We start from the raw sequence: 25,254 nt of genomic DNA on the forward strand, positions 1-25,254 counted from the left end.
GCTCCGCAACGTGAGGGTTCCACATGGCCGAGCGACCGCAACTGCGCAATATCGAGGACATCTATCCCGCAACGCCCATGCAGGAGGCGATGCTCTTCGACTCGCTGTATGGAGCCGGTGGTGCGGCGAACCTTGAGCAGTTCACGTTTCTCATCCGTGGGCCACTCGATACCGCCGCCTATCGCGAAGCGTGGAGGCGGGTCGTGCACCGCCACCAGGCCCTTCGCGCGAGGTTCGCCTGGCCCGAGGGCGAGCGTCCGCTCCAGGCCATCGCACGCGAGGTCGACCTCCCGTGGACCGAGGAGGATTGGACCGGGCTCACGGCCGACGCGGCCCAGGCGCGACTGGATGCGTTTCTCCTGAGTGATCGTCGTCGCAACTTCGATGTGTCGAAGCCGCCGCTGATTCGCTTCGTACTCGTGCGTCTGGGGCCAGATCTGCATCGGTTGATCTGGACATTCCACCACATCCTCGTCGATGCGTGGTCCGTCTCGATCATCCTCGGCGATGTCGACAAGTTGTATTCGTCCATCACAAGGGGCGTGCCGGATGGGCTTCCTCCCGCCAAGCGGCTCCGAGACGTCGTCGCGTGGATCGCGGCGAAGGAAGCCGACCCGGCGTGGAACGCCGGAGCAAAGTCACACTTTGCCAAGGCACTATCCGGCTACGACACGCTCACGCCGCTGCCGTTTCGACGCAGCGAGCAAGAGGCCGCTGGTCGCTCCGCTGAACTCTCGACCAGCAGCGTGAAAGTCACAGGCGATGAGTATGAGGCATTGAGATCCGCCGCACGCTCCATGCGTGTCACCATCGGTACGTTGATCCTCGGCGCGTGGGGCCTGGTGATGGCGCGGCATGCCATGTCCTCCGAACCGGTCTTCGGCATGACGGTCTCGGCTCGACCAATAGATGTGCCCGACGTCGATGCGGTCGTCGGATTGGTGATGAACGCTCTGCCAATCCGCACGGGTTACACGCACGATTCGACCGTGGCTGAGTACCTTCAGACGATCCAGTCCCAGGTGCGTGCATCCGCTCCATATGAGCAGACACGTCTGCGGGCCGTGCAGGAAGCGTGCGGCATGACAGGGCGCGAAGGGCTCTTCGACTCGCTCGTCATCCTCGCGAACTACCCCCTCGACGATGCCAGGCGGGACGGCTCCGCAACACTCACGATCGAAGAACCGAAGTCCTATGGATGGGCCGTGGTTCCTATGCAATTCATGGTGATGCCGTGGAAGGATCTGGAGATTGAGGCCCGCTACGACGCCGCGGCATTCGATCGCGACCGTGTGCGCGAAGTGCTCGGACAGTTCGCGTTTGCGTTGCGAGAGTTGTCCGCCGATCCATCACGCCCGCTTCGCGAGGTGCCGGTGCTCTCTCCAGAAGACCGGGCCGGCGCAATGTCGGACACGCTCCGCACAACCCACCCTCGGGACCGTGACGCAACGATCGTCTCGGCGTTCCACGCCAGAGCAGCGAAGTCACCAGACGCCGTGGCATACAGATTCGGCAAATCGTCGTTGACATACGCCGAACTGGATGCACGCTCTGCAGGATTGGCCTCAGACCTGATGGCCGCCGGTGTTACACACGGCGCAGCGGTCGGCGTGTGCGTCGAGGTCTCGCTGGATCTGCCTGTCGCTCTCCTCGGCGTTCTCCGTGCTGGCGCGTCATATGTGCCGCTCGATCCGACATATCCGAAGGCACGGTTGTCGCAGATCGTCGAAGATGCAAAGCCCGCGATCATCGTGGCGTCTTCGCTCGGAGAGACCGTGATCGGCACCGGAGAATCGAACGCTGTTCGATTCATGCGTATCGATCGTGCCTCACGCAACTCGCCCGGCGGCTGGGTTGATGTTCCGATCACTCCGAACGATGCCGCGTACATCATCTACACCTCCGGCTCGACCGGGAAGCCCAAGGGCGTGCGAGGCACGCACCGTGGCGCAATCAACCGATTCGAGTGGATGTATCGCACGCGTCCGTTCCAGCAGGGCGAACGCACCTGCTGGTGCACCACGATCAACTTCGTTGACCACGTCTGGGAAGTCTTCGGTCCGATGCTCGCCGGCATCGAGACCGTGGTGATCCCGCAGGAGATCGTCAAGGACCCGCGTGCCCTTGTAGACCATCTCGCCGCGAACAGGGTGTCGCGCCTCGTCGTCGTCCCGGCCCTGCTTGAAGCAATCCTCGATCATGCGCCCGATCTCGCCAAGCGTGTTCCCTCGCTGCGGATCGTCGTTTCCAGCGGCGAAGCTCTTGCGCCCGCACTCGCTGCGCGTCTGCTCGACGTCGCGCCCAGGATTGAGCTCGTCAACCTCTACGGCTCATCTGAGGTCGCAGCGGACGTGCTCGCCCATTCCGTGACGCGTGAGGACATCATCCTCGGGCGCATCCCGCTCGGCAAGCCGATCGACAACGCAGCCGTACTCCTGCTCGATCACGACATGCAACCATCGCCGCCCGGCTCTCCCGGCATGATCTATGTCGGGGGTGATCCGCTCGCCGACGGATACCACGGTCGTCCGGATCTCACTGCCGAGCGGTTCTTCCCCAATCCGTTCCCGGAGCTGGGCATCTCGACCATCTTCAAGACGGGAGATCTCGCCAGGCGCTCGAGAGACGGCGTCGTTGAGTACATGGGCAGGGCCGACTACCAGGTCAAGGTCCGAGGGTTCCGCATCGAGCTCGGCGATGTCGAGCAGGCGATCATCGCACACCCCGAGGTCGGTGAAACAGTTGTCATCGCACGACGCCAAGGGAACGACAATCGCCTCATTGCGTACGTCGCGCCGAGGAACGGGTCGCTCGATGCAGCCGACTTTCGTCGTTACATCCAATCGAAGCTCCCGCCGTTCATGGTGCCGAGCGAGTTCGTCGTGCTTGAGGCACTCCCCCGGACGCCCAACGGCAAGATCGATCGGGCCGCGCTCCCAGATCCGACAAAGCTCCGCGCCGGGTCTGCATCGGACGAGCCGATCCCCGGCTCAACAGCTTCGGAAGTCGTGGGGCTGTTCCGTCAGGTCCTCGGACGCGACAGCGTCGGCCAGGACGACGGCTTCTTCGATCTCGGTGGCCACTCGCTCCTCGCTGTCAAACTCTTTGCATTGATCGAGGACAAGCTCAAACGACGCCTGCCCCTCGCGACGCTCATGGCCGCTCCTACCCCGCGAGAACTCGCCGCCGTCATTGATGCCGATTCGTCAGACGATCATCGCTCGCCGCTTGTACCAGTTCGCGCCACGGGTTCTCGCACGCCGTTCTTCTGCGTGCACGGCATGGACGGCGACGTGCTCTTCCTCCAGCGTCTGCTCTCGGTCACCTCGCCTGACCAGCCGATCTACGGATTGCAGGCACGCGGCATGGACGGCGTCGAGCAGCCCCAGACAAGCGTCGAAGAAATGGCCGCAACCTACGAGAAGGCGATCCGCCAGGTTCAGCCCGAAGGACCGTACGTCATCGGCGGCTATTCGCTCGGTGGCATGATCGCACTCGAGATCGCGCATCGTCTCGCGCAACGCGGCGAGACCGTCGAGCGTCTTGTCATCCTCGACACTCGTGTCCCCCGAGTCGTGGGCCAGAATCTGGCGAAGCGAACACTCGTACAGCGTCTGCGCTGGCACTTCCGAAACGGCCCGGTCGAGTTCGTCAGGAAGATGTACATCGGCGTTGTCGAAGTGAAAGCGTACAAGGCCCTCAAGCGATTCAATCTGCCTATCCCACGTTCCCTGCGCCGCCTGGACACACGCTACGCGAATCTCAAGGCATACTTCACATACGCGCCCCGTCCATGGGGGGGCAAGACCTCAATGCTCCTCGCCACGATCCAGGAAGAGATGTTCCAGAACATGGGTGCCTTCGGATGGGAGCACATCGCGATCGGAGGCCTCGACCTGATCCCGGTCGAGTGCGACCACGCGAACTTCTTCGGCCTCCAGACGATCAACAACGTCGGAGAAGCGTTCGAGCGGGTACTCGCCGATGCCTGCACCCACGATGCGCCGGCGTGTAACGCGGCGATCACACCCCCGCGTGAATCACCCGCCGGTGCCTCGTCATGACGGCGACGCTCGCGGGTGTGAGCGAGATCGAGTGCCCTTGCGGACCGACCGGCCTGCGCATCTTCCTGGGCGACATGCGCCTCCTGCCCGAACCCCAGTCCCTCCTGCCGGATATCGACGAAGCAGAACGCCTCCGTGCGACGGCGTTCCGAAGCCCGGATGCACGCGAGTCGTTCATCCGCCGGCGATGGCTGCGGCGAGTCCTCATCGCGCGCGAGCACGACCTGAACCCCGCTGATATCCGCATCGACTCAGATCGACTAGGCCGTCCCCGGGTCATGGGGCCTGATCAGATCAGTTCTCTCGTGATCTCGACCTCCAGCGCGGGGCAACTCGCTCTCATCGCCTGGTGCCGTGACCTTCCGCTCGGCGTCGATCTCGCTCGCCTCGATCCCGATCAGGCATCCCCCGCCGCGGCCGCGGTCTTTATGTCGCCAGACGAACTCCGCAAGTGGCAAGATGGCGACACGCTCGGGTTCTTCCGACTCTGGTCGCGCAAAGAGGCCGCGCTCAAAGCGATCGGCACCGGTTTCGCGACCGACCCGCCGACCGTCAGCGTCATCGGTCCGACGCTCATCACGCACGCCGCACCGCTGCCACTCGCCATCGAACTCCACGACCTTCCAGCTCCGTCCGGCTACGTCGGAGCAGTCGCGCTCGGGCAAAACCAGTCCCGCTGATGACACGCCCGTTCAGGCCGCTCCCGCATACGATCGCTCATGCGGACGTCTCCAGAAGATTCCAGTCAATCTCCCAGGTTCGGCGGCTCGTCAACGGTCAATGTGCTCCTGCTCGGTACAGGTGGCCGCGAGCACGCGCTCGCCCTCAAGCTCCGCCAATCTCCTCGTCTCGGCACGCTCCACGTCCAGCCGGATGCGAACGCCGGCCTGCTCGCGATCGGCACGCCCGTCGATGTCCCCGTCAGCATCCGTGAGATCTACCGCCTCAACCAGTACTGCGACAAGCACAACATCGGCCTCGTCGTCATCGGCCCGGAACAGCCACTTGCCGACGGCTTCGCGGATCGGCTCGCCTCACCGACCCGTCACGTCTTCGGCCCCTCGGCTGCGGGGGCTCGGCTCGAAGCCGACAAGGCCTACGCGAAGGAGCTGATGCGTGCCGCCGCAGTTCCCACCGCCGAAGCCCGCGCCTTCACGGATGCCGACGCAGCCATCGCCGCGATCGAGGCCTCCTGCCTCGCAGACGATCGATTCCTGCAGTTGCGAGACCTTCAGACTCGCGTCGAGCGTGCCCCGATGCTTCGACGCTCGATCGACGCACTCCGCCGAATCGGCGATGCCGCGCTCGCACGCACGACCTACGCCGCCGCAGACATGACGCTCCTCAAGGACATCCTCTCATCTTCCAAAGGACACGGACGCGCGTCGAATCCTCTGCCCAGCGAGCAGAATCTGAAGGAACTCGCCGTCTCCATCGCCAGACTCTACTCCCTCGATCTCCCCTCTCTCCCCGTCATCAAGGCGTGCGGCCTTGCCGCCGGCAAGGGCGTGGTCGTTCCCCGCACACTCGCCGAGGCCGCAGAGGCGATCGATCAGATCATGCGCCGACGCATCTTCGGCGATGCGGGCGCAGCGGTGCTCGTCGAAGAGAAACTCAAGGGCCGAGAGGTCAGCGTGCTCGCCATCACCGACGGACGATCGATCCTCGTCCTCCCGCCGTGCCAGGACCATAAACGCCTGCTGGACGAAGACGACGGCCCGAACACCGGCGGCATGGGCGCATACTGCCCCTCGGACGCGCTCGACGATGCCATGATGTCCCGCGTCGAGCGCGATGTCCTTGTGCCGATCCTCGACGTGATGCGCCGCGAAGGAATCGAGTACAAGGGCGTCCTCTACGCCGGACTCATGCTCACCCACGCCGGCCCCAAAGTGCTCGAATTCAACTGCCGCTTCGGCGATCCCGAGTGCCAGCCGCTCATGGCACGCCTCGAAAGCGACCTGCTCGAGATCATGCTCGCCACGTGCGAGGGCCGGCTCGCCGATGCCGATGTCCGCTGGACCGACCTCCACGCCTGTTCGGTCGTCATCGCAAGCCCCGGTTACCCAGCCAAGCCCCGCGTCGGTGCCGCGATCTCAGGCATCGAGGACGCCTCAAGCATCGACGGCGTCACCGTTCTCCACGCCGCAACCAAGAGAGAACCCGACGGCACACTCATCACAACCGGCGGCCGCGTGCTCGCCGTCACCGCCCTCGGCGCGTCGCTGGAAGACGCACGCCGACGCGCGTACGAGGGGTGCTCCAGAATCCGCTTCGATGGAATGCACTATCGACGCGACATCGGCTCACAGCCGCTCGTCGCCGCACGCGCCCAATCGTGAACGATCATCCCCGCGAACGTCTCAGCACCATCGCCTCAATACAAATTCCCAGGGAGCATCCCCATGTCAGTTCTGGTCGGGCATGCCGGAGGTCTCGCACCGCGTCGCCCCGTTCCACCCCTGATGCTCCTCGTGCTGCTCATGGCCTTCGTTCTTCCCTCTTGCCAGTCGCGAGACATCCCCGCGCCGAACGAGTCCCAGTCCGCATCGAGCGAGCCGACGTCCGCCCCCGAGGTCGATCCAGGCACCGACGCACCGCAAGCGACCGAAACGCCCCGGCGCAAGGGAACCCGCATCGTCGGAGGCATCCCGCCCATCCGGCGTGCCGATCTCATCTCGGCCCTCACCGTTCCCGGAGCGCAGCGTTTCCTCCTCGGAGGCGGCCAGCCCTCATCCTTCTTCAGCGACATCGAGAACACCGGCGACACCGAGGTGCTCATCTCCGCCTCGCGCGGCCCCGGCACGATCGTCGTCGCCCGCCTCTCCCCCGGCGATAGCGCATCCCACCGCTTCCAGCCGACCGAAACCGCCGTCATCGCCAATCTCGATCCCACGGAGCCCGCCAAGGTCCGCCTCCGCGTCTGGGGCGACACGAACCTCCAGATGCGATACGAGCCGCGCTGACCTCTCAGCCCCCCGCGCCGCCGTCTCACCCCCTCGCCTCGATCGTGAACTCGATCTCAACCGGCGCACCCAGCGGCAGATCATTCGTCCCAACCGCCGCACGCGCGTGACGCCCCGCCTCCCCGAACACATCGAGCATCAACTGGCTCGCGCCATTCGCGATCCTGGGCTGGTCATGAAACCCGGCATCGCACGCGACAAACACCCCCAGCCGCACAACCCTCCCAACACTGTCGAGCGAGCCCAGCGCTTCTCGGATCACCGCCAGCCCGTTGATCGCACACTGCCGAGCAGAGGCGATCCCATCCTCGATCGAGACCTCAACACCCACGCGACCCTGGTGCAACAGCCGCCCCTCTCGCATCGGGATCTGACCCGCAACAAACAGCAGCGAACCGCTCCGCACCGCCGGGACATACGCCGCCACCGGCTTCGGGGCCGGAGGAAGCACGATCCCGAGTTCGGCAAGACGCTTCTCAGGCGATCCGGTGTGGGTCCCGACGTTCTCCGAGATAGGTTGGCTCATCGCTCATACTCCACAAAGGCGCTCGCATGACGAAACCCGGAATCGCCCCCGTCCTCCACCCTACGCGGCACCCACCCCCTGCATACACGCACCAGCCCCCAACGTCGCGCGGCATGATGCCCGAGGGGAGGCCCGAGGGGAGGCCCGAGGGGAGGCCCGAGGGGAGGCCCGAGGGGAGGCCCGAGGGGAGGATAGTGGGGGAGTGGACGGGGGAGTAGGCGCAAGGGGCGGGCGATGGGGGTGATGCGGGGGCGTGGGGGGGGGGGGGGGGGGGGAACTCCCGATTCTTCACCCAAAATCGTGCAGACGGAACCTCCCCCCCTTGACACGCGAAAGGAACGTTGTAGGTTATATGGGCCGTCAGGATGCGCAATCCCGGCGGCTGGCTGGCGACTGGTCCTGTGCATGAACCATTCATGCCCTCATTCGCGGTCGTTTGACCGCCCCCGTGATAATCGCACGGGCCAACACGCAGCCGACATCCCGATGATCGACCCGCGAAGGTCCACGCATCGCCGACAATTGTCGCGTGCTGCTTCCCGCTTCGATCGAGCCCCCGCACGAGCATCCACTGGCTCGGTGTAGCGTGCCAACCACGCTCGCGGATCTCGCTCATGGATCGTTGAGCATCGCGTAGTTTGAGTCTGCTTTACACTTGAGTTTGGCTGCCCGACATGGTGGTGCCCTCCCTCCTGAGGCCTCCCCATACCGTTCGGGCGATTCGGTTCAATTCGCGTCCGGGGCGTTCCCGGCGTCTGCCCTGGTTCATTCGTATATACGGAGTGAAGCCAACATGAAGCGTCGTGCATTTACCCTCATCGAATTGCTGGTGGTCATCGCGATTATCGCGCTGCTCATCGGCATCCTCCTGCCGGCCCTCGGAAAGGCCCGTCAGGCGGCCAACCAGTTGAAGGACTCCACGCAGGTGCGTGGCATCATGCAGGGCATGGTGATCTGGGCCCAGAACAATCAGGACGAGTACCCATACCCCAGCCGCCTCGACAAGGCCCACAACACCGTGGCCGACCCGGGCGCGGGCAAGGATGAGCAGAAGAACATCACCCGCCACCTCTTCTCGGTGCTGGTCTTCAACTCCTTCATCGCCCCCGAACTGCTCATCAGCCCCGCCGAAGTGAACGGCGACATCAAGGTCTACGACAAGTACAAGTTCGACTCGCCGGAAGCCGCCAAGGCCTCCGACAAGTCCCTCGCCCTCTGGGACCCGGCCTTCCGCGCGTATCCCGGCGATACCGCGATCGGGCCGGGTGAGAACGTCACCGATCCGGGTGGCTTCTCCTACGCCCACACCCCTCCCTTCGGCCGCCGCAAGAGCAAGTGGGGCAACACCTTCGTCGCGACCGAGGCCTCCCTCGGCAACCGTGGCCCGTCCTTCACCTTGGACACCACCGTCGGCTGGAAGCTCGAAGATACCAGCAAGTCGTCTCCCGATAACACCTACAAGACCCCCCTCGGCACCAACTCCAACACCCTCCTGATCCACGGCAGCCGCACCAAGTGGTCCGGCAACATCGGCTTCAACGACAACCACGTGAACTTCGAGACCCGTCCCGATCCGGACTCCGTCACCTTCATCTTCTCCGGCCTTCCCGTCGCCTCTCGTACCCAGAACGACAACCTCTTCATGAACGAGAAGGACAGCGACCGGACAGTTAGCTCCTCCAGTGCGAGAGATATGGTGACGTCCGGCATCGATAACTCGAACGTCTACCTCCGTGGTTACCGCGGCGCAGAGGTCACAGGCGTCAATCGCAGGCTTGTTGATCCGTTCTTCGATTGACACCAACTGATAAGCACAGATCGCTCGTCTGTCGTTCACCTGTTAATGTAGTGCGCCGTGTTGGAAACTACACGGCGCAATTTCATTTCGCGTATCATGTTGCTGATTGTAGATTCACAAAATAGGAGGAACTTGCATGAGAACGTCGATTTCTAGGATATTTTGTATTGCATGGGCGAGCTGTGCGGTGACCCATTCAGCCGCAGCACAGTGCGCAATACCACCTGGAGACTGCGGTTGTACAGGTGTTATAAGAAGAGCAGCTGGTGGTTTAGATTCAATAGTCGAAGTACGGTCTGGAATAGGTTCGGGCGGCATAGCTGTTGCAAGGGGAATTCAGTACGATTCTCAGGGCTGGTACGTTGGCTGCGTGAAGGCTGTTGTGGATGGAGCATGTACAAGTGATATCGATGGTTTTATACGTCTGCGCGTTCCTTGGAGTGTCCTCCTAGATTCGCCTGCGAGTTCATATGCCGACGATAACATGATTCAGATTGGAACTGGAGGATTCTATGAACCCGTAGCTTCGTATGACTCTAACGAGGTGCTTGATTTCTCTCAAACACCTATGTCATCGTACATGCAGGCAAACGCATTCCTTGCAGGCTATCAAGTCAGCAGTGGGCCAAGTAGATTTGGTAGTACGGCGTCATCGCATTTTAAGCGTGTATCAAGGGTGGCGATTGAGCGGACTGCTAGCAACGTTCCATACGATGACCTCATCACAGTTGCAATTGACTTGGTAAGTACTGATCTTGTTAAAGGGGATAATTCGTTTCATGATGACTGCCTAGTCAGTGACGTCGGCACTGGCACACTGAGAGTGTACTGGAAGTCAACGGTCAGATCTATGGAGTCTGGTACTTCCGTGTATATAACAAACTCTATTAAACAAGGTCAGGCAGTTGTAACCACTGACGGCACAGTTCTCTCGCGGCAAGGGTGGTTTGCGCATCCACAGACATCGATTGCGTCTTACGGTGGTGACTGCGGTGGATCGTCGCAGGTTGTTACGGAAGCTTCTTCGTCATCGTATGTAGTAAGCATTGACGGCGAGCCGAGTAGTGTTGAAGTTACGCAAGAGATTCGGTACATACCTTCTATGCTAGATACTAGATTAAGGATGTCGCTAAATTGCATAGCCCCGGGCGACATCAATGATAGTGGCGATGTGCGCCCCGTCGATTACGACTTACTCGTCTCTCTGCTCGGTGTCGATATTGAAGATGACGAGAATGGTGAGTATCACCCATTGGCGGATATCGATGGCAATGGGTTGATTGATGAAGATGATGTTGATGCATTCTTAAGCATGTACTGCTTGGGCGACTTCAATGATGATGGTGTTCTGGATATTCTTGATCTATTGGACTTTCTTGACGCATACGGTAGCGAGGATGAGTTGGCTGACATGAACGAGGATGGAGAGATCGACATACTCGATTTCTTGTTGTTTGCCGATTGGTATGGGATCGGCTGTTGACCGGTGGCGTTCTCATGCTTTCCTAATTGCCGCACGTCGTGGCCGGGCGAGCAATCGTCCGGCCACGCTTGCTTCGAGAAATCGCTCGCCCCGTCGGACGCCGGAACGAGGCAACACGCGGCACGTCCCGTGCGAATACACTCTGCAATGGATCGTCGGTTTGGCGGCCTGTTAAGAGATGGAGCAGCAGCAATGCGCGTTCGAACCGCCTTCACTCTGATCGAACTCCTCGTCGTCATCGCCATCATCGCGGTGCTGATCGGCATCCTCATACCCGCTCTCGGCAAATCGCGTCAATCCGCCCGCCAGTTGCAGGACTCGACCTCCGTCCGCTCGATCGTCCAGGCCCTTCACGTCTGGTCCGGCAACAACGATGGCGCCTATCCCCTCCCCAGCCGCCTCGATCGCAGCGACACGACCATGGCTGCGGCCCACCCGCGCGAGAAGGACAACGCCGGCAACATCATCTCCGTGCTGATCTTCAACAACCTCCTCAAGGTCGAGCAGGCCGTCTCCGCCGCCGAGACCAACCCACGCATCGCCCGCGCCGAGGACTATCAATACGGCTCGTCCGACAGGGCCGCCTCTCCCTCAGACGCCCTCTGGGATCCCGGCTTCGCCGGAAACACCGAGGAGATCGACGCCAGCGCGACCGGCATCGGCACCGGCCGGCGCGGCACCAACGCCAATCTCTCCTTCGGGCTCATACCCCCCTTCGGCCAGCGGGCCGACGAGTGGCGCCTCGACACCGACGGCGACAGCGTCCTCGTCGCCAATCGCGGACCTCGCTACAACGGGACTCCCGGCGCATGGGTCCTCTTCGATGATCCGGCAAGCAACCGATCCAACACGCTCCGCATCCACGGCGCATCCAAGCAGTGGAACGGCAACCTCGGCGTCTGTGACGGGTCCGTCGCCTTTGCGAACAAGCCCGATCCCGACCAGTTCGAGTTTGTCGATTCCACCACCGCTCCCCCCCGGACCTACAAGGACAACATCTTCAAGAACGAGCGCGAGAGCAGCGAATCAGGCGCGGGCATCGAGGCCAACGCCTACATCGGCACCAACAGCTACGTCAACCCCTTCTACAACGTCACTGCCGAGACAGTCGTCGGATCCGATCCCCGCATCCGCATCACACCCTTCTACGACTGAATCTGCTCCATGGTGGCACCGCTCTCCAGAGCGGTGTGTCTTTATGCTGGCACAGTCTTGCGTGGCATCGCTCTCCAGTGCGGCGTGCCTCTTCTCTGGGTACGCTCGCCTCTCCGAGCCGATGTTTCTGGTCCCCGTGGCCTTCCCACCCCCCCTTCCTGAGGATCCAGAGAGCCCGGTGGCGATAGAGTCTCGCCACCGGGGTCACCCATGCACCTGCCCGTCATCCAAACACCCGAAACATCCCGCTCCGCTGACTCGAAGCAAGACCACGCCGCGCTCCGCGAATTGACCGCCGTGGTCCGCGGAGAGGTCCGCCTGGGGCTCCACGATCGGATGCTCTACGCGACCGACGCCTCGCTCTACCAGGTCGAGCCGCTCGGCATTGTCATCCCGGCCGATACGGATGACGCACTCGCTGCCGCGCGATTCTGCCTCGCGAACCGGCTCCCGATCCTCCCCCGAGGCGGAGGCACCAGTCTCGCCGGCCAGTGCACCAATCACGCGGTCGTCATCGACCTCTCCCCCAACTGTCGTCGCGTGCTCGTGATCGACGAGCACGCCCGCACCTGCGATGTCGAGCCGGGAATCGCTATCGACGATCTCAACACCCTTCTCGCGCCGAAGCGACTTTTCTTCGCGCCCGATCCCGCCACGAGTCGCCACGCGAACATCGGCGGCTGCATCGGCAACAACGCCGCGGGCGCGCGGTCCGTCAGGTACGGTCGCACCTCGGAGAATCTCCTCGGCGCGAGCGTCCTCCTCGGCACGGGCGACCGTCTCACGCTCTACGAGGGGGCCGGTCGGTCTGATCCCGTCGTCGCCGATCTCTCACGCAGGGTCGCCTCCATCGTCCTCGCCCACGCCGAAGAGATCCGCGCCCGCTTCCCGCGCACGATCCGGCGCAACGCCGGCTACGCGCTCGACATGATGCTCGACCAGCTCGAGCGCAACAACAACGACCCGCTCGCCCTCAATCTCGCCCATCTCCTGTGCGGCAGCGAGGGCACCCTCGCCCTCACGCTCGGCGCTCGGCTCAGACTCCACCCCCTCCCGATCGCAAAGGGGCTGGCGACCATCGCGTTCGATTCGGTCGATGCCGCGATCGAGGCCCTCATGCCGATCCTCGCCACCGGGCCGAGCGCGGTCGAACTCCTCGACGACACGGTGATCGACCTCGCGCTCGCGAACGCCGAGTACGCACGCTACGTCGCGCTGATGCCCCAGCCGCTCGACGGGAAACTCCGCGCCGTGCTCTACGTCGAATACTTCGCGGATGGCGACGGCACGCCCCGCGGCGCGCAGGCCGAGATCGAGGAGCGTTTCACTGTCTTGAAGCGTCGATTCGGAGCGGAATCGCTCCGAACCTACACCGAGCCCGACGCCATGATGCGCGCCTGGAAACTCCGCAAGGCCGGCGAACCCCTGCTGCACGGCGTGCCCGGAGCCCGCAAGCCCGTCACGTTTGTCGAGGACAACGCCGTCCCGCCCGAACGCCTGGGGGAGTTCGTCCGCGAGTTCCGACGCATCGTTGAATCTCACGGCACCACCGCCGCGTTCTGGGCACACGCCTCCGTCGGCGTGCTCCACGTGAGGCCCTTCATCAACCTCCGCGATCCCGAAGACAGGGTCGCCATGCAGGCCATCGCATCCGAGGTCGCCAACCTTGCCCGCTCTCTCGGCGGCGTCATGTCCGGAGAGCACGGCGATGGGCGCGTGCGAGGCCCCCTGCTCGAAGAGTTCTTCGGCCCCCGCCTGATGGAGGCGTTCCGCGCCATCAAGGCCGTCTTCGACCCGCAGGGCCTTCTCAACCCCGGCAACATCGTCGAGCCGCGCCCTCTCGGCTCGATCGTCACGAATCTCAGGATCGAGCCCGCGCCGAGCGAACCAGAATCCGACAATCGCCGCCGCTGGGAGGGTGGCGCAGCGATCGTCCCCGCCGTCGAGACCTACTTCGATTACACCGACCAGCACGGCTTTGACCACGCCGTCGAGATGTGCAACGGTGCCGGCGTCTGCCGCAAAAAATCCGGCGGCACCATGTGCCCCTCGTACATGGGCACACTCGACGAACGCCACTCGACCCGCGGACGAGGCAACGCGCTCCGACTCGCGATCACAGGCCAACTCAACGCCCCCGGCACCCACGGCGCGGCGTGGGACGACCCGGAGACAATCCGCACCCTCGACCTCTGTCTCTCCTGCAAGGCGTGCAAGACCGAGTGCCCCAGCAACGTCGACATCGCCCGGCTCAAGGCCGAGTACACCGCGCAGCGCTTCAAGCGATCCGGCGTGCCGCTCGCGACACAGATCCTCGGACGGGCTCGCGCGCTCGGGCGGCTCGCGTCCATGACCCCCTGGCTCACGAACACCGTCAACAACAGCCGCCCCGGTCGCTGGGCGATCAATCGGCTGCTCGGTTTCGACCCGCGCCGTTCGATCCCCGCCTTCGATGAGCCCCTTCACCGCGTCCTGAGGCGTGCGGGCGTGCGGGCCACGCCGCGCCCGACGGGCAAACGCCCCGCCGTTGTGCTCTTCGGCGACTGCTTCGCGATGTTCAACGAGCCGCGTATCGGCCTCGCAGCGGGGCGTGTGCTCACGCACCTCGGATACGAGGTCGTGCTCGCCGATGTGGGCTGCTGCGCACGCCCCATGATCTCTCTCGGCATGCTCGAAGACGCGATCACATCCGTGGATCGCACCATGACACGCCTCCGCCCGCTCGTCGACAACACCGCGGTCCGTGCCATCGTCGTTCTGGAGCCGTCGTGCCTCTCCGCGATGAAGGACGACTGGCTCAAACTCAAGGTCAAGACGCCCATCGAGTCACGCCTGAAGCTCGCGGCCAAGTCGATGCTCATTGAAGACTTCGTCGAGCGTGAGTGGGAGAGCCACCCCAAGCGGTGCGAGCCCGATCCGACGCTCAAGGACGCGGCCCTTGGTCCCGTCATCCTTCACGGCCACTGCCACCAGAAAGCACTCTGGGGTGTTGAGACCTCATCGCGACTCCTGATGCGTCTCGTCGGCCCACGCCTCCGTGTGCTCGACAGCGGGTGCTGCGGCATGGCCGGCGCGTTCGGCTACGCGCCCGAGCGGTACGACCTCTCCATGAAGATCGGAGAACTCTCGCTCCTGCCCGAGGTTCGCAATGCCGGGCCAGACGCGTGTATCGCCGCGCCGGGAACTTCCTGCCGCCATCAGGTCCACGACGGGGCAGGGACCGAAGCTCGCCACCCGATCGAGATCGTTGCCGATCTGATCTGCCCCGACACGAACCAGCCCCGCCGATCACGCTGACGATGCGTCGGGTCCGATCTCGGTGGGCTGTCGCGTCGCGGGGTCGTATTGATACAGCGTCGCCGGATCTTCCTGGCGACATGCCTTGTGCGATCCGTCGCAGAACGGGAACTTCTCGCTGATCCCGCACGCACAGATGAAGATCGGTTTCGGCTTCCCCTGCTCATCGAGCGGGAGCGTAGATGGGTCGATCTTGATTGGGCCGGTCTGGCTGAAGCGGACAAGTCGTGGCATGCAGTGACTCCCAGCGGTTCATCAGAGCGGCGAAGCGACAGCCCGGATCGAGTCCTCAAGTATGCGACGAGAGGCATGACCCTCGGTCTCCGCGACCGCCGCCCTCGGGATCACGCGATGGGCGCAGACGCGGAAGATGTTCGACGTGATGTCTTCCGGGATCACATAGTCGCGTCCATCGATCAACGCCGCCGCCCGTGCCGCCTGAGCCAGCGCGAGCGAGCCGCGGGGCGAGAGCCCCACCTGGGCCGCCTCGTGGCGTCGTGTCGCGTTCGCGAGCGAGACGATGTAGTCAACCAGCGTCCGGTCAAGCCGCACCGCATCGACCGCCTGCTGAAGCCGGATGACATCCTCTTTGTGCATGATCGGCCTGAGGTCGTGCAGCGGCGTCGAGGCCGGACGCAGCTCGATGACCCGTGCCTCGTCGGCCGGGGAGGGGTATCCGACGTCGATCCGCATCAGGAACCGGTCCAACTGGTTCTCAGGCAGCAGATAGGTTCCCTCGAACTCATACGGATTCTGCGTGGCAATGACCATGAACGGCTGGTCCAGCGTGAGCGCTCGACCATCGACAGAGACGCTCCCCTCGTTCATCGCTTCCAGCAACGCCGTCTGCGTCCGAGGCGTCGTCCGGTTGATCTCGTCGGCAAGAACGATGTTCGCAAAGATCGCTCCCGGCTTGAACACGAACTGACCCGAGTCCTTCTCGTATATCGAGACGCCCAGCACATCCGTCGGCATCATGTCGGGTGTCAACTGAATGCGGCTGAATGAGCACTCGACCGATCTCGCGATCGCGCTCGCCAGAATCGTCTTCCCGACCCCCGGCACGTCCTCGATCAGCAGATGCCCGCGTGCCAAGAGGCAGCAGATCGCGGCATCGATCGCCCCGGGATTCCCCAGAAAGACCGTCCCGATGTTCCGTCTCAAACGTTCGATGGCATCGTGCATGGCAGAGCGGGTCCTCGGTACGGGTTGAGCCGCGGAGTATAGTGTCCGCCCCCCTCCGGGCTGCGGGCTCGTCGGGCCGCCCCTGTTTGTGTACGCTGTGGACGTTGCTGACGTTTCACCAAGGCCTCGCGGAGGGGCCGGAGTCCTGATGCCGTCATCGCCAGAGAGCGATCATCCATTTTCCGTACCCGGAGTTGTTGAGCCCCTGCCCCCACGAGAGCGCGTGGGCCACCAACTCTCAGGACACATCCCGTGCGCTCGCTGCCGGTACGAACTGCGCGGCTTATCAATCGCCTCAAACTGCCCCGAGTGCGGACTGCCCATCGGCGTCACGATTCTCGCCGTCGTCGATCCATACGCCAAGGAACTGCAACCTATTGCAAGGCCCCATCTGACCTTCGCCGGCCTCATGCTCTGGGCCTCCGGAGCGATGGCCGTGTCTCTCCTCATGTGGGTGATGCATCTCGGCAGCATGGCCTACTCCATGTTCTCAATCACCTTGACCCCGTCTTGGGGGCCACTCGCCATATGCATCGCGACCCTCCTGTCAGGGCTCGGAGCGGCAGTTCTCATACGCCCTCATGCCAAGATCCCCAGACGCCAGATCCTCGCGGCTGCCGCTGCCTCGGCCGCGTTCCTGCCGCTCGCCTGGCTGCATTGGGATCTCTTCTCGAACACCGCAAACGGTCTTGGCTTCGACTACTTCTCATCGAGAGTCGATTCCGAGCGGGTCGCTGTTCGATTGCTCTGTGGCTTGCTCGGCGTCCTGATCACCATCGGCCTTCGACCCAACGCCAGAGTTCTGGTCTCGCGCTCGCTCGTCCTGAGGACAGGACGCATGGATCGTCAGACGATGTACGCCCTCGCAGCGGCATTCGGCGTCGGCGTGCTTGGCGATGCCATCCAACTCGCATCCGGAGGGCTCAGACCAGTCAGGATGGACGTCCTCCGCAGCATCGGCGTCGCTCTGTCCGTCCTCTCGGCTCTGCTCTGCACGCTCGGATTGGTGAGCATCTTCGTCGATACATGGCGGCTCCGTCGTGCCGTGCTGTCAGAGCCGCTTGATCTCGATCAGTTGATTGGCCCCCCGAAATCGGAGGGTTCGGATGAGCCCCGCGGAGCGTGAAAGGTTCGATCGTCTCGTCGAAGAGGTCATCCGTGCCCTTCCCGCCTCGGTTCGGCGCGCTCTTGACGAGGTGCCGATCGTGGTCCTCGACAAGCCCACCCCGGATCTTCTTGAAGGAATCGAGGATCCCGAAGTCATACAAGATCCTGAATCACTCTGTGGGCTCCACACCGGTCACTCCATCACGGATCGGTCCATCGAGCAATCCGGCGAGCTACCCAGCCAGATCCATCTCTTCAGGATCGGCATCGTCTCGCTGGCGGGGGGGTGGGAGAGCCCCGATTCGAATGCAGCCGTCGCAGAGGAGATCCGCGTGACGATTCTGCACGAACTCGGTCACGAGATGGGGCTCGACGAGGACGATCTCTACGATCTGGGGTATGACTGAGCGCGCCTATTGAAAGTTGGCGTTGCACCCGACACAGGGTGGAACCGTTTCCCATGAATGCCAGTAGCACTGTCACGTCGGCCGACGCAATCCGGCCAGAGGAGATACCGAGATGTCCGCAGCACGATTCATCAGCGTCACGCTCTCAACCTTCCTTCTGGCAGGAGCCGCGCTCGCCGCAGACAAGGTCGGCGTCGCGATGGTCGAGATCAAGGGCAAGCCCGCCGATGCTCCCTCGCCGCTCGCCTGGCTGATGGGTGGAGACGGAGAGCCGACAACCCGACAACTCGTCGAGGGGATCCGTGCCATGGCCAAGGATCCCAGGATCAACGCCTGTGTGATCCGGCTCAAGGACGCCGAGCTCGGCTTCACCCAGGCCCAGGAGATCGGCGAAGCGATCTCTGCCCTGAGCAAGGCCGGGAAGAAGGTCCACGTCTTCGCCGAGGCATACGGCAATGTCGAACTGGTGCTCGCATCATTCGGCGACGAAGTGATCGTCCAGTCCGGCGGACCCGTCGCCCTTTCCGGCATGTACATGGAAGAGATGTACCTTGCGGACTCGCTCTCATGGATCGGTGTCAAGCCAGAACTCATCCAAGTCGGAGACTATAAGGGTGCGAACGAACAGATGACTCGCAACGCGCCCAGCCCTCAGTGGGACCAGAACATCGACCAGCTGCTCGATGGCATGTACGGCGCGATGCGCTCCACGCTCATCACCAACCGCAATCTGACCGACGCCCAGCTCGACGCCGCGATGTCCTCGATCTGGCTCTCGCTTCCCGAAGATCAGATCGCTTCGGGCCTCATCGACTCAGTCGTCGATCTCGCAACCATCGACGAGCACCTAGCTACTCGTCTCGGCGGGCAGGTCCAGTGGATCGACGCCAAGATCGGAGCCGGCAAGAGCAGCATCGACGTGAGCAATCCCTTCGCGATTCTCGGGATGCTCTCCAAGACGCCGAGCAACACGCCCACAGGCCCGGCCATCGGCGTCGTGCATATCACGGGGCCGATCGTTGACGGCGACTCCTCGTTCGGCGGGCTCTTCGGCGAGCAGAGCGTCGGCAGCCGAACGATCCGAAACGCGCTCGAGAAAGCCCGAGATGAGAAACTCGTCAAGGGCGTCGTGCTCAGAATCGACTCGCCCGGCGGCTCGGCAATCGCCAGCGAGGTGATCTGGCAGGGCGTCAAAAGGGTTGCCGAGAAAAAGCCCGTCTGGGTCAGCGTGGGTTCCATGGCCGCTTCCGGAGGTTACTACATCGCCGTCGCCGGCGACCGGATCTACATGAACCCATCAAGCATCGTCGGCTCGATCGGCGTGGTCGGAGGTAAACTCTCAATGGGTGAGCTCTACGACACGCTCAAGGTCCGCGTGGTCTCCCGAGGAAGAGGCCCTGGCTCAGACGTCTTCAGTTCCTCCAAACCCTGGGACGACGCGACACGCGATCTCGTTCGGTCCAAGATGAAGGAGACCTACGACATCTTCCTCTCAAGGGTGACCGCTGGCCGAAAGGGCATCGATGTCTCGAAGACGGCCGAGGGGCGGCTCTTCACGGCAGAAAGGGCCGTGCAACTCGCGATGGCCGATGAGATCGGCTCCCTCAGCGAAGCAATCTCGGATATGGCCGCATCGCTCGGTATTGATCGGTATGAGATCGTCGATTACCCCGGACCTATGGGATTCGACGAGTTCATTGAGTCCGCCTTCGGCGGGCTGGTCCGCTCACCCTCGGCCGCTGTCGGCGGAGCCATCACGATCAATCCCATGCTCGAGATGGCAAGGACAATCATCGGACCAAGGGCGTGGCCCGCCGTGCGTGACGCAGCGGCTTCGCTGTCCCAACTCCGTCGAGAGCCGGTGATCCTCTCGATGCCGAGAGCTGTCATCGTGAGGTGATCGGGAAGCCCACGCGACCTGGAATGATCAGAGCTCCATGACTTCCTTGCTCTTGTCCTCAACGTGCCGGTCTACCTCGGCCTCAAACTTCTTGAGCAGGTCCTGAATCTCGGTCTTCAGCGTCTCGATCTCATCCTCAGAGATCTTCCCGCTTCCCTTCAGTCCGTCCGCGTGCTTGTTCGCATCGCGCCGGACATTCCGCAGGGCAACTTTCTGCTCCTCGCCCATTTTCTTGCAGTGGGTGACGAGTTGCTGGCGTCGGTCACGCGAGAGCGGCGGCACGCTGATCCTGATCTGCTTCGACTCGACGATCGGGTTCATCCCGATGCCCGAGGTCTCGATCGCTCGCTTGATGTCCGAAACCGCACCGACATCGAACGGCTTGATCAGGATCTGCGTCGGCTCGGGCGTCGTGATCGATGCCAATGCCTTCAGGTCCGTCGGCGAGCCGTAATAGTCCACCTTCAGGTACTCGACAAGCGCCGGTGTCGCGCGCCCGGTGCGGATGCCCCTCAACTCATGCTTCAGATAATCGACCGCCTTGGTCATCGTCTCTTCGGCTTCAAGGAGAATGGTGTCCGGATCAGTCATGGCGAAGCCCTCTTTGCGTCGAGGCCGGCGGCAGACGCCGCTCGCCCGGTCGCGTGGCGAACGAAAGGAAATCCATGATAGTGCCGCTCTCGCCGCTCAGCCGTTGTGGACCAATGTCCCGATAGACTCCCCCTGGATCACGCGAGAAATGTTCCCGGACTTCTTGAAGTCAAAGACAAGCACCGGAATGTGCCGCTCCTGGCACATAGCGAGCGCGGTCATGTCCATCACGCCCAGACGCTTGCTGATCGCCTCAGCGAAAGTGACGGATTCGTACCGGGTCGCACTCGGATCACGCTTCGGGTCCGCGGTATACACCCCGTCAACCTTCGTCGCCTTCAGCAGAACCTCGCACTCCAACTCGGTCGCGCGGAGTGCGGCACACGTGTCCGTCGTGAAAAACGGATTACCCGTTCCCGCCGCGAGAATCACCACACGCCCCTTCTCAAGGTGACGCACCGCTCGACCGCGGATAAACGGCTCCGCCACCGAGCGGACCTCCAGAGCCGAAAGCACGCGGCACTCCACGTCCATCGATACCAGCTTCTCCTTCAAAGCCAGCGCGTTGATCACCGTACCCAGCATCCCCATGTAGTCCGCAGTGGCCTGGTGGATATGCCCCGAGGCCGCGAGCTCCGCGCCACGGATAATGTTCCCGCCCCCGACCACAACCGAGAGCTGAACCCCCAGCCGCGAGGCGTCCCTCACCTCGCCCGCGATCACGCCCAACTCCGCTGGGTCGATCCCGAAACCGCCCGGAGCACAGAAAGACTCGCCGCTGAGTTTGAGCAGTACACGCTTGTAAGGACGCCGTGCCGTGGTGGGGCTCATGTAGGGCTCATTCCTCAATGGTTCGCGGCCTTGCGGCCGATCCGTGACAGTAAATACGACCGCGGCATCCGCACTCGTAAGCGTCCAACGCCTCGGCTGATTGAACGGTTCCCGCGCCCCAACGTCAAGCGGCACCCCGGATCGCCGAACCTTGTGCAGCGGGATGCGAATGGGCGACGGAGACCCGTCCGATTCTGTACGATAATGGGGACAGCAGGCAACCCGAGGTACACGCTTGGTTCATGGATCGGACCCAACTTCTATCGGCCAGCCCCAAGACGCGGACGCTGCCGATCGCTCCGCGTCGGCTTGGCTCTGGCTGCGGAGAGCGACGCTCGCCGGCATCGCAATCTCGATCGGCGTACACCTGTTCATGTGGCTCCTCGCGGGCCTGATCATGGTCTTTACATACTCGAACTCAAGGCCCGGCGGGCTCCCGGCAAGCGAGGTCGAGTTCGCCGTCATGACCGATCAGGAGTTCGCAAAGATCCAGGCCCAGGAACTGCCCCAGCAGGCGCCGGTGGTTCCTGAGGCAACCACAGACACAGCCCAGCCCACACTCGATCTGCTCGACACCTCACTCATGGCAGATCTGTCGTCGATCTCGCTCGATCTCGATTCAATCGGCTCCAGCGCAGGCGCGGGTGATGTCGGGGCCATATCGAGATTGGCGACAGGTGTGAGCGGCTCCGGAACTTCGTTCTTCGGCGTCGAAGCAGAGGGATCCCGGATTGTCTACATCGTCGATGTCTCAGGGTCCATGGGTGTCGCCGGAAAGTGGAATCGCACGCGTCAGGAACTCATCGCCTCCATCGAGGAACTTCTTGAGGGCGCATCGTTCCTTGTGGTTCTCTTCTCGTCAGATGCCGCGCTTCTAGAGAACAGGCGGACATGGTCGGAGGCGATCGATCGAAACAAAAAGTGGATACGGGCAGCCCTCTCACGTATCGAGCCGGGCGGAGCAACCGTACCGATGCCCGCCTTCCTGATCGCGTTCTCGACCCGCCCCCGCCCGGACGCCATCTTCTTCATGACCGACGGGCAGTTCGATGAGGCCGTCGTCGCCGAACTCCAGAAAATGAACATGGAGATGCAGATCCCGATCCACTGCATCACCTTCGGCGACCGAAGCGCCGAACGACAGATGCGACAGATCGCCCAGGACTCGGGCGGCACATACACGCACGTGGAGGTCTCCGGCCCTTGATCATGTGCATGGCCCTCGCAGTCGTCGGCGTGTCGCTCGCAGGAGACATCTCCATGCGAGGAGAACTCACGCCGCGCGATGGCCGTGTGCTGCGGATCGATGCGAACGCGGTCGTTGTTGCCTGGCCCGAGAAGCCCGGAACCCCCGAGCAGATCTCACTCGATCGTGTCCGCTCTGTGACCGGTCCGATGGCCGAGTCATGGAGTGCAGTCGCGGAGAACGCCGAGCGACTCTGGAGAGCCCGTTCCCGTCTCGATCGTGGTGACGCTCTGGGCGCAGAGCCCCTCTTCGAATCGCTCATCGCCGACTACCGGGGCGAACGCGGGCCAACCGCAGCCATCGTGAGCGAGGGACTCTTGAGATGTCGCCTCGCGCGCCAGGCCCACACCTCCGCCATCGAGCCGTGGCTGGATTGGCTCGCCAGCGGGGGAGGCGACGCAACATCCATCGGCATGGCCTCGACGCTCGGTTCGCGCGAGGTCACGCTCATCGCCGCGATCCCCCCGATCTGGAGCGACTCGCCCGCCTTGCGGGCATTCGCCTCGACCGCAGATTCAGCGTCTCGTGTGGGGCCTGCACGAACACTGATGGATCTCTACATCGCAGCCGCAAGATTCGAGACCGAAGGATCGGAGCAGCCGATCCCTTCCATGATCGGCTCGGATCCCGCAGTCTCACTCGTTCGCGACGTTGTCGCTGCTCGGGTCACGGACGCCCGCGCTCGCGCCATCGCCCGTGATGCCATCCGCAAGCGTCTCGAGACCGATCCTCCCAACTGGGTCAAGAGCTGGTGCCTCGCAGCGCTCGGTCGATCATTGATCCGCGAGTCGGATATCGAGTCGCGCCGCCGCGGCATCGTCGAGTTGATCTCTGTCCACACGCTCCACTCGGCGGACGTGCCTTTCCTCGCGGGCTTAGCACTTGCAGATGCGGCTCACACGTGCGAAGCGATTGGCGAATCTGAGTCTGCGTCCGTCCTCTGGCGAGAGCTCCAGATCGCCTACCCGGGACACCCCTCGATGAAGCCGGGGCTCATCCCGGTGCCGAGGCCCCGCGCGACCCAAAGAGAAGAAAGCCCGATTCCGGATTCGGATGAAGGAGGATGAACATCGTGACTGTCCCATTCCACATGAATCTCATCACGCTCGCACAAAGCACCGGTGATCCCGCGCCTGTCGCGGCACAATCACTGCTTGACTATGTCGCGCGAGGCGGAGTGATCGGGTACCTCATCATCGCCCTCTCGCTCGTCGGCATGGGCCTGATCATCGCCCAGTTTCTCGTGCTGAGGAAGCAGGCGTTGATCCCCGACTCGCACGCGAGCATGCTCGATCAGATGCTCCGATCCGGTCGGGTCGCCGATGCAATCACCTACTGCGGTGCCGAGGAGAACGGATCATTCATCACTCGGGTCGTCGGGTCCGGTCTCGAACGCTGCTCGCGTTCATCCTTCGGCTTCCTCGAGCTCAGGACCGCGCTCGAAGAGGCAGGGCAGCGCGAGGTTGCACGACTGCACAGAGGGACCGAGGCCATCGGGCTCATCGCCGCAGTCGCACCGATGCTCGGGCTGCTCGGAACAGTCGTCGGCATGGTCGGAGCATTCGAGACCATCTCGGTCACAGAGGGCACGGCACGCCCGGGGCAGCTCGCCGGGTCGATCTCGGTCGCGCTGATCACAACCGTCATGGGCCTCATCGTCGCGATCCCGTGCACCGCCGCGTTCAGTTTCCTTCGCACACGCATCGATCGCCTCTCCAGCGACGCGGCCCTGATCGTCGAATCACTCGCCTCCCACATCGAACGATCCGGTAACGCAGACGGATCAAAGCCCGCGCCGCGCACCGCCGGTCCTTCACGCCCCGCACCCGCCCCCGGACCGAGGGAGCCCCGCACGGCATGAACTTCCGTCCCGGCAAAACACGCGATTCACGCTCGGTCTTCGACATGACGCCGATGATCGATGTCGTCTTTCAGCTGATCATCTTCTTCATGTTCACCTCGCAATTCTCGCAGATGGCCAGGATGCGCATGGACCTGCCCCGACACAAGGGAGAGGTCGAAGAAGCCGCCCCGGCTTCGCTCGTGATCGACGTCACTGCCGATGGTGCCGCGTACCTCGACGCGGTCATCGCCGGACCCGATCGCCTCTCAAGGGTCGTCGCGCTCGAACTCGAGAACGCACGCCGCGAGAATCGCCAGTTCCAGGTCCTCATCCGAGCGGATAGATCCTGCCCCGCGGCATATGTCAACCTCATCGCCGAACGATTGAAGGACGTCGGCGTCGAGCGATGGAAACTCGCGACCTCGGGGGGCACTCCATGAGATTCCGCCCGAAATCTACGTCCGAAGGCGAGGCGCGGCTTCCCTGGACCAGTCTCATCGACGTGGTCTTCCTGCTCCTCATCTATTTCATGCTCACGTCCCAGTCGACGCGTGAGTCCGAACTCTCCTCGGCATTGCAGGCCGAGCGACGCTCCGGAGCCGGCGCATCAAACATGCAGGTTCAAGTCGTGAATGTCGAGCAGATCGAAGGCGTGCCGGGCTACAAACTCGGCGATCGACTGATGCGAACGCCCGCGCAGCTTGAGGCCATGCTCAGGCAACTCCCGAAGGATCCCGGCGTGTTCGTTCGGGTCGCGGGCGATGTACCGATCGAAGCCGCAGCGGGCGCGCTCCAGGCCGCGAAGGATGCCGGTTTCACGAAGGTGAGCTATGTTCCGGTCTCAATGTGAGCACA

Annotated in this window: 21 protein-coding genes; 16 read left to right on the forward strand and 5 right to left on the reverse strand. The window is 63.2% G+C overall.

What is annotated here, in order from left to right:
* The first annotated feature begins 23 nt into the window (after positions 1–23).
* From KF838_03965 to KF838_03980, 4 genes are all read left to right on the forward strand, one after another.
* Entirely contained in the window at positions 24–4,064 is a 4,041-nt protein-coding gene (locus tag KF838_03965; protein ID QYK49009.1) for an amino acid adenylation domain-containing protein, read from the forward strand.
* Positions 4,061–4,744 carry a 4'-phosphopantetheinyl transferase superfamily protein gene (locus KF838_03970; protein ID QYK49010.1) on the forward strand — a complete coding sequence of 228 codons (684 nt, stop codon included), beginning with the start codon at positions 4,061–4,063 and terminating at the stop codon, positions 4,742–4,744. The genes KF838_03965 and KF838_03970 overlap by 4 nt, the downstream gene beginning before the upstream one ends.
* A gap of 39 nt (positions 4,745–4,783) precedes the next feature.
* Complete coding sequence (purD, locus tag KF838_03975; GenBank protein QYK49011.1) at positions 4,784–6,406, forward strand: phosphoribosylamine--glycine ligase; 1,623 nt, start codon at positions 4,784–4,786, stop codon at positions 6,404–6,406.
* A gap of 63 nt (positions 6,407–6,469) precedes the next feature.
* Positions 6,470–7,030 carry a hypothetical protein gene (locus tag KF838_03980; GenBank protein QYK49012.1) on the forward strand — a complete coding sequence of 187 codons (561 nt, stop codon included), beginning with the start codon at positions 6,470–6,472 and terminating at the stop codon, positions 7,028–7,030.
* A gap of 25 nt (positions 7,031–7,055) precedes the next feature.
* Here the strand turns inward: KF838_03980 and KF838_03985 are convergent, their stop codons facing one another.
* A complete protein-coding gene (locus KF838_03985; GenBank protein ID QYK49013.1) occupies positions 7,056–7,556 on the reverse strand; it encodes a RidA family protein in 501 nt (166 codons plus the stop codon).
* Positions 7,557–8,349: 793 nt separating this feature from the next.
* Here KF838_03985 and KF838_03990 point away from each other — a divergent pair.
* The 4 genes from KF838_03990 (at position 8,350) to KF838_04005 (ending at position 15,289) form a co-directional block, all read left to right on the forward strand.
* The gene (locus KF838_03990; GenBank protein QYK49014.1) at positions 8,350–9,354 is read left to right on the forward strand and encodes a prepilin-type N-terminal cleavage/methylation domain-containing protein; all 1,005 of its coding nucleotides are present in this window, start codon (positions 8,350–8,352) and stop codon (positions 9,352–9,354) included.
* Between the two features lie 136 nt (positions 9,355–9,490).
* Positions 9,491–10,837 carry a hypothetical protein gene (locus tag KF838_03995; GenBank protein QYK49015.1) on the forward strand — a complete coding sequence of 449 codons (1,347 nt, stop codon included), beginning with the start codon at positions 9,491–9,493 and terminating at the stop codon, positions 10,835–10,837.
* A 192-nt stretch (positions 10,838–11,029) separates the two neighbouring features.
* Positions 11,030–11,992, forward strand: a complete 963-nt coding sequence (locus tag KF838_04000; GenBank protein QYK49016.1) for a type II secretion system protein — start codon at positions 11,030–11,032, stop codon at positions 11,990–11,992.
* Positions 11,993–12,202: 210 nt separating this feature from the next.
* Positions 12,203–15,289 carry an FAD-binding protein gene (locus KF838_04005; GenBank protein ID QYK49017.1) on the forward strand — a complete coding sequence of 1,029 codons (3,087 nt, stop codon included), beginning with the start codon at positions 12,203–12,205 and terminating at the stop codon, positions 15,287–15,289.
* Here KF838_04005 and KF838_04010 read toward each other — a convergent pair.
* Both KF838_04010 and KF838_04015 read right to left on the reverse strand, forming a co-directional pair.
* Positions 15,281–15,523: a CDGSH iron-sulfur domain-containing protein gene (locus KF838_04010; protein ID QYK49018.1), complete on the reverse strand. Its 243-nt coding sequence runs from the start codon at positions 15,521–15,523 to the stop codon at positions 15,281–15,283. The two genes, KF838_04005 and KF838_04010, sit on opposite strands and share 9 nt — an antisense overlap.
* Before the next feature lie 21 nt (positions 15,524–15,544).
* Positions 15,545–16,474, reverse strand: a complete 930-nt coding sequence (locus tag KF838_04015; GenBank protein QYK49019.1) for an AAA family ATPase — start codon at positions 16,472–16,474, stop codon at positions 15,545–15,547.
* A gap of 223 nt (positions 16,475–16,697) precedes the next feature.
* On the opposite strand from KF838_04015, the gene KF838_04020 reads away from it, so the two are divergent.
* From KF838_04020 to sppA, 3 genes are all read left to right on the forward strand, one after another.
* The gene (locus KF838_04020) at positions 16,698–17,600 is read left to right on the forward strand and encodes a hypothetical protein (GenBank protein QYK49020.1); all 903 of its coding nucleotides are present in this window, start codon (positions 16,698–16,700) and stop codon (positions 17,598–17,600) included.
* Positions 17,581–17,988 (forward strand): metallopeptidase family protein, encoded by a 408-nt coding sequence (locus tag KF838_04025; GenBank protein ID QYK49021.1) that lies wholly within the window; start codon positions 17,581–17,583, stop codon positions 17,986–17,988. The genes KF838_04020 and KF838_04025 overlap by 20 nt, the downstream gene beginning before the upstream one ends.
* A 112-nt stretch (positions 17,989–18,100) precedes the next feature.
* A complete protein-coding gene (sppA, locus tag KF838_04030; protein QYK49022.1) occupies positions 18,101–19,888 on the forward strand; it encodes a signal peptide peptidase SppA in 1,788 nt (595 codons plus the stop codon).
* 27 nt (positions 19,889–19,915) lie between these two features.
* Here sppA and frr read toward each other — a convergent pair whose 3' ends face one another.
* Both frr and pyrH read right to left on the reverse strand, forming a co-directional pair.
* On the reverse strand, positions 19,916–20,479 hold the full coding sequence (frr, locus tag KF838_04035) for a ribosome recycling factor (protein QYK49023.1): 564 nt from the start codon (positions 20,477–20,479) through the stop codon (positions 19,916–19,918).
* Between the two features lie 96 nt (positions 20,480–20,575).
* Positions 20,576–21,310 carry a UMP kinase gene (gene pyrH / locus KF838_04040; GenBank protein QYK49024.1) on the reverse strand — a complete coding sequence of 245 codons (735 nt, stop codon included), beginning with the start codon at positions 21,308–21,310 and terminating at the stop codon, positions 20,576–20,578.
* Positions 21,311–21,545: 235 nt separating this feature from the next.
* Between pyrH and KF838_04045 the strand changes: the two genes are divergently transcribed.
* Genes KF838_04045 through KF838_04065 form a run of 5 tightly spaced genes read left to right on the forward strand, consistent with a single transcriptional unit; the run spans position 21,546 to position 25,249 of the window.
* Positions 21,546–22,517: a VWA domain-containing protein gene (locus KF838_04045; GenBank protein QYK49025.1), complete on the forward strand. Its 972-nt coding sequence runs from the start codon at positions 21,546–21,548 to the stop codon at positions 22,515–22,517.
* An 8-nt stretch (positions 22,518–22,525) separates the two neighbouring features.
* Positions 22,526–23,623 carry a hypothetical protein gene (locus KF838_04050; GenBank protein QYK49026.1) on the forward strand — a complete coding sequence of 366 codons (1,098 nt, stop codon included), beginning with the start codon at positions 22,526–22,528 and terminating at the stop codon, positions 23,621–23,623.
* A 23-nt stretch (positions 23,624–23,646) separates the two neighbouring features.
* On the forward strand, positions 23,647–24,417 hold the full coding sequence (locus KF838_04055) for a MotA/TolQ/ExbB proton channel family protein (GenBank protein QYK49027.1): 771 nt from the start codon (positions 23,647–23,649) through the stop codon (positions 24,415–24,417).
* On the forward strand, positions 24,414–24,839 hold the full coding sequence (locus tag KF838_04060; protein ID QYK49028.1) for a biopolymer transporter ExbD: 426 nt from the start codon (positions 24,414–24,416) through the stop codon (positions 24,837–24,839). The genes KF838_04055 and KF838_04060 overlap by 4 nt, the downstream gene beginning before the upstream one ends.
* On the forward strand, positions 24,836–25,249 hold the full coding sequence (locus tag KF838_04065) for a biopolymer transporter ExbD (protein ID QYK49029.1): 414 nt from the start codon (positions 24,836–24,838) through the stop codon (positions 25,247–25,249). The genes KF838_04060 and KF838_04065 overlap by 4 nt, the downstream gene beginning before the upstream one ends.
* Positions 25,250–25,254 lie beyond the last annotated feature (5 nt).

Source organism: Phycisphaeraceae bacterium (genome assembly GCA_019454185.1).
GTDB lineage: Bacteria > Planctomycetota > Phycisphaerae > Phycisphaerales > UBA1924 > JAHBWV01.